Consider the following 4,577-nt stretch of genomic DNA (forward strand, 5'->3'; position numbering starts at 1 on the left):
ATCGCATAGTATGTATTGAAAATATATATCATTTAAAATTTGTTAAATCAGGACAAACATTGTACACTATAGGCATAGAAATCTATAGTTATATCCTTTTATGGAGGTGCAAAATGCAACATACTGCATGGAAAGATTTTAACACAGGTGTGTGGGATAAAGCGATTGACGTACGCGACTTTATCCAAAGAAACTATGTTCCCTATGAAGGGGACGACTCCTTCCTAGTTGGTCCTACAGAACGTACTACAAAATTGTGGGACAAGGTAATGAAACTATACGAAGAAGAACGCGAAAAAGGTGGCATGCTTGATGCCGATACTTCCGTGGCTACACACATCACTGCGCATGCGCCAGGATATATCGACAAAGACCTTGAAACAATCGTTGGTTTACAAACTGATAAACCTCTAAAACGCGCTATGTTCCCTTATGGAGGCCTTCGTACAGCAAAATCTGCTATCGAAGAATATGGCTTTAAAATGGACCCTCAAACAGAGGACTTCTTCAAAAAGCATCGTAAAACTCACAACGATGGCGTATTCGATGTATATACACCAGAAATGCGTGCCGCTCGTACAGCACATATCGTAACTGGTTTGCCAGATGCGTATAGCCGTGGTCGTATTATCGGTGACTACCGTCGTATCGCATTATATGGTATCGACTATCTAATCGAAGAGAAAAACCAAGAATTCAATATCACTATGGGTGATATGCTTGAAGACGTAATCCGCGACCGCGAAGAAATTAAAGATCAAATCCGTTCCTTGAAGGAATTAAAAGAAATGGCTGCGTCCTATGGTTACGATATCTCCGAGCCAGCAAAAGACGTTCGCGAAGCTATGCAATGGATTTACTTCGGCTACCTTGGCGCTATTAAAGAGCAAAACGGTGCTGCTATGTCCATCGGCCGTAACTCTACATTCCTAGACATCTATGCTGAACGTGACCTTCGCAACGGTACATACACAGAGGAACAAATCCAAGAGTTCGTAGATCATTTCATCATGAAATTGCGCATGGTTCGCTTCGCACGTATCCACGAATACAACAACTTGTTCACAGGCGATCCTGTATGGACTACTGAATCTATCGGTGGTATGGGTACTGACGGTCGTACATTGGTTTCCAAAATGTCCTTCCGTTACTTACATACATTGACTAACCTTGGTCCTGCTCCAGAACCAAACCTCACTGTATTGTGGTCTCCTCGCATGCCTATCGGCTTCCGTCGTTTCTGTGCGAAATTATCCATCGAAACATCTTCCATCCAATACGAAAATGACGAATTGATGCGTCCTAACTCTGGCGATGACTATGCTATCGCATGTTGCGTATCTCCAATGCGTATTGGTAAGGAAATGCAATTCTTCGGCGCTCGTTCTAACCTAGCAAAATGCTTGCTTTACGCAATCAACGGCGGCGTTGACGAAAAACTAAAAAAACAAATCGGTCCTAAATACCGCCCTATCACGTCTGAGTACTTAGAATTCGACGAAGTATGGGAACGATTTGACGACATGATGGAATGGTTGGCTGGCGTATATGTAAACGCATTGAACATCATTCACTACATGCACGATAAATACGCGTATGAAAAACTAGAAATGGCATTACATGACCGCAAGGTAACTCGTTGGTTTGCAACTGGTATCGCTGGTTTATCCGTAGTAGCTGACTCCTTGTCTGCCATTAAATACGCTAAGGTAAAACCTATTCGCGACGAAAACGGCATCGCTGTTGAGTTCGAAATCGAAGGTGAATTCCCTAAATATGGTAACGATGACGATCGTGTAGATAGCTTGGCTTCTATGGTTGTTTCCACATTCATGAACAAAGTGCGTAAACATCCTACATACCGTCAATCCGTTCCTACTATGAGCTTGTTAACAATTACTTCTAACGTAGTATACGGTACTGCAACAGGTTCTACTCCAGACGGCCGTAAAGCTGGTGAGGCTTTCGCTCCTGGCGCTAACCCTATGCATGGTCGTGATTCTCACGGTGCTGTAGCTTCGTTGTCTTCCGTTGCAAAAATGCCATGGCGCGATTGCTCCGACGGTATTTCCAATACCTTCTCCATCGTTCCAGACGCATTAGGTAAATCTGGTGAAACATTTGTAGCCGTAGGCGATTTTGATATTGAGTTAGACCCTTCTCAATTGCCTAACTCCAATACAAACTTCGCATGCAGCGAACCAAATGTTACTATAGAGGAAGAAAAATAATCTTCCATCGTATTGTATGCTTTCACCGGCATCAATACTCGTATCTTGGTTGAAAGGAGGAATACCCATGAGCAACCAACAACAAGTTGATAACTTGGTAGAATTATTGGATGGCTACTCCCAAAAAGGTGGTCACCATTTGAACGTTAACGTGTTCACTCGCGAAACATTGTTAGACGCTCAAAAACATCCTGAATTGTACCCTCAATTGACTGTTCGTGTATCTGGTTATGCAGTACATTTCAGCAAATTGACAAAACAACAACAGGACGAAGTTATTTCTCGTACATTCCATCAACAAATCTAATCGAGGTTTTCTATGACTGGACGTATTCATTCGGTTGAAACGATGGGTACGGTTGATGGTCCAGGCATGCGCATGGTGGTATTCCTACAAGGATGCCCCATGCGTTGTGCTTATTGCCACAATCCTGATACGTGGAATGAAACTAGCGCCGAAGCTAAGCTCATGACTGTTGAAGAATTGTGGGACCAGTACGAACGTAACCGCCAATTTTATACTAATGGTGGTATCACCGTCACAGGTGGGGAAGCTCTGATGCAAATCGATTTTGTAACTGAGCTTTTCACATATTTCCGTGAAAGAAACGTCCATACCTGTTTAGATACAAGTGGAATTTGTTTTGATCCCCACCAAGAGGTGGCCTACCGTAAGCTACTCAGTGTCACTAGTCTCGTCATCCTAGACCTTAAAGAAATCGATCCTGATAAACATCTGTGGTTAACCGGCAAATCGTTAGAGCCTATTCTTGGGTTTGCACGATTGACAGCAGACGTAGAAGTTCCCATTTGGGTTCGTCACGTTGTAGTTCCTACGATTACAGATAATGCAGATCATCACTATCGTCTAGGCTTTTTCCTAGGATCTCTGAAAAACTTACAAGCCGTTGATTGCTTACCATATCACGTTATGGGTACTGCTAAATATAAGGAGTTAGGTCTCACCTATCGCCTAGAGGGCATACCGGCCGCAACAAAAGATTTAGCGGCTAAAGCGACAAGAACCGTGGTGGAAGGCATCAAGGCCTATCGACGCCATTGGTGGAGTCCCATCAAAACACAACATCAATCATAATCAAGTTTGAGGATAACTACCTCCCTTGATATATATACACATATATATTAAAAACTTGATCTATGATAGCCCTAAACAATAGAGCCGCCCCACACAACCAGGGACGGCTCTTATTGTATTTATAGATCGTTTTAATTTCTATTATTTGTACACTAATTTTTGTATGTTCAGCGCACATTTCCTTTGATAGCCTATTTATTTAATATCTATTTATTTAGATACTACATTAATTGGTTCACCTTTAAAGAATGCTTGTACATTGTCACGAATGATGCCTACCAAGCGTTGGCGTGTTTCAAGGCCTTTCCAGCCCATATGAGGTGTGATAATAACATTATCCAGTGTATATAGAGGGCTATCCTCTACTGGAGGTTCTACCTCTTGTACATCAAGGCCTGCACCTGCAATGCGTTTAGCCGCTAATGCTTCACAAAGGTCTGCTTCATTAATGAGAGGACCACGGCCAGTATTTACGATGACTGCACTAGTTTTCATTTTGCTGATAGCTTCTTTATTAATCATGTACTTAGTTTGTTCATTCAATGGGCAATGCAATGTAATATAATCACTATTTTCTAGTAATTCATCAAGACTTACATAACGAATGCCATCTCCATCAGCCTTTGGTGTGCGCGTATGAACCAAGATATTCATCCCCAGTGCTTTTGCTACTTTGATAACTTCCATACCGATGTGACCAGCACCAACAACCCCTAATATTTTACCATTCACTTCTGTGTGGCTCACTTGTAAATATTTTGTGAAATTACTGCGATCTCCTTTAGCGAGCATGCTAATTTGTTTCTGCATGGTAGATGCAAAATTGAGGATCATCATGATTACCGTATGTGCCACGCGTTCAGTACTGTACGCTGGGATGTTGCACACAGTGATGCCTCTTGCCTTTGCTGCATTAAGGTCGATATTATTATATCCTGTACCCGCTTCTACGATGAGTTTTACAGTATCTGGGAATTGTGAAAGCAAATCAGCATTAACAGGAAGCTCTTTTGTTACTACTACACGAGCACCTTGGATACGCTCAATAAGCTCTTCATTTGTACTATTATCATAGACCTGTACATCACTAGATAATACAGAAAAATCTAATGCATGGTCATAATTCATTTTACTTGCATTTACCACTACTACACGTTCGCTCATGAGAACCTCCTACATAGCTATTAAATTTTATAGAGTATACATAATGCCCAAATCTAGGGGTACATACACCTATTAAGGAAAATACT

4 protein-coding genes are annotated in these 4,577 nt (G+C 41.8%); 3 read left to right on the forward strand and 1 reads right to left on the reverse strand.

Annotation, left to right across the window (positions count from 1 at the left end; genetic code table 11):
* Nucleotides 1–113: 113 nt before the first annotated feature.
* The 3 genes from pflB to pflA all read left to right on the forward strand — a co-directional run bounded on the left by pflB (nucleotide 114) and on the right by pflA (nucleotide 3,327).
* Entirely contained in the window at nucleotides 114–2,231 is a 2,118-nt protein-coding gene (gene pflB / locus QZ334_RS07055) for a formate C-acetyltransferase (protein ID WP_295233135.1), read from the forward strand.
* Between the two features lie 67 nt (nucleotides 2,232–2,298).
* Complete coding sequence (gene grcA3 / locus QZ334_RS07060; RefSeq protein WP_024066082.1) at nucleotides 2,299–2,538, forward strand: autonomous glycyl radical cofactor GrcA3; 240 nt, start codon at nucleotides 2,299–2,301, stop codon at nucleotides 2,536–2,538.
* Nucleotides 2,539–2,550: 12 nt separating this feature from the next.
* Nucleotides 2,551–3,327, forward strand: coding sequence for a pyruvate formate-lyase-activating protein (gene pflA / locus QZ334_RS07065; RefSeq protein ID WP_295233138.1), 777 nt, complete (start codon nucleotides 2,551–2,553; stop codon nucleotides 3,325–3,327).
* A gap of 210 nt (nucleotides 3,328–3,537) precedes the next feature.
* Here pflA and QZ334_RS07070 read toward each other — a convergent pair whose 3' ends face one another.
* Nucleotides 3,538–4,491: a 2-hydroxyacid dehydrogenase gene (locus QZ334_RS07070; RefSeq protein ID WP_227721183.1), complete on the reverse strand. Its 954-nt coding sequence runs from the start codon at nucleotides 4,489–4,491 to the stop codon at nucleotides 3,538–3,540.
* Nucleotides 4,492–4,577: the final 86 nt, after the last annotated feature.

The organism is Veillonella sp. (assembly GCF_019414865.1).
GTDB lineage: Bacteria > Bacillota > Negativicutes > Veillonellales > Veillonellaceae > Veillonella.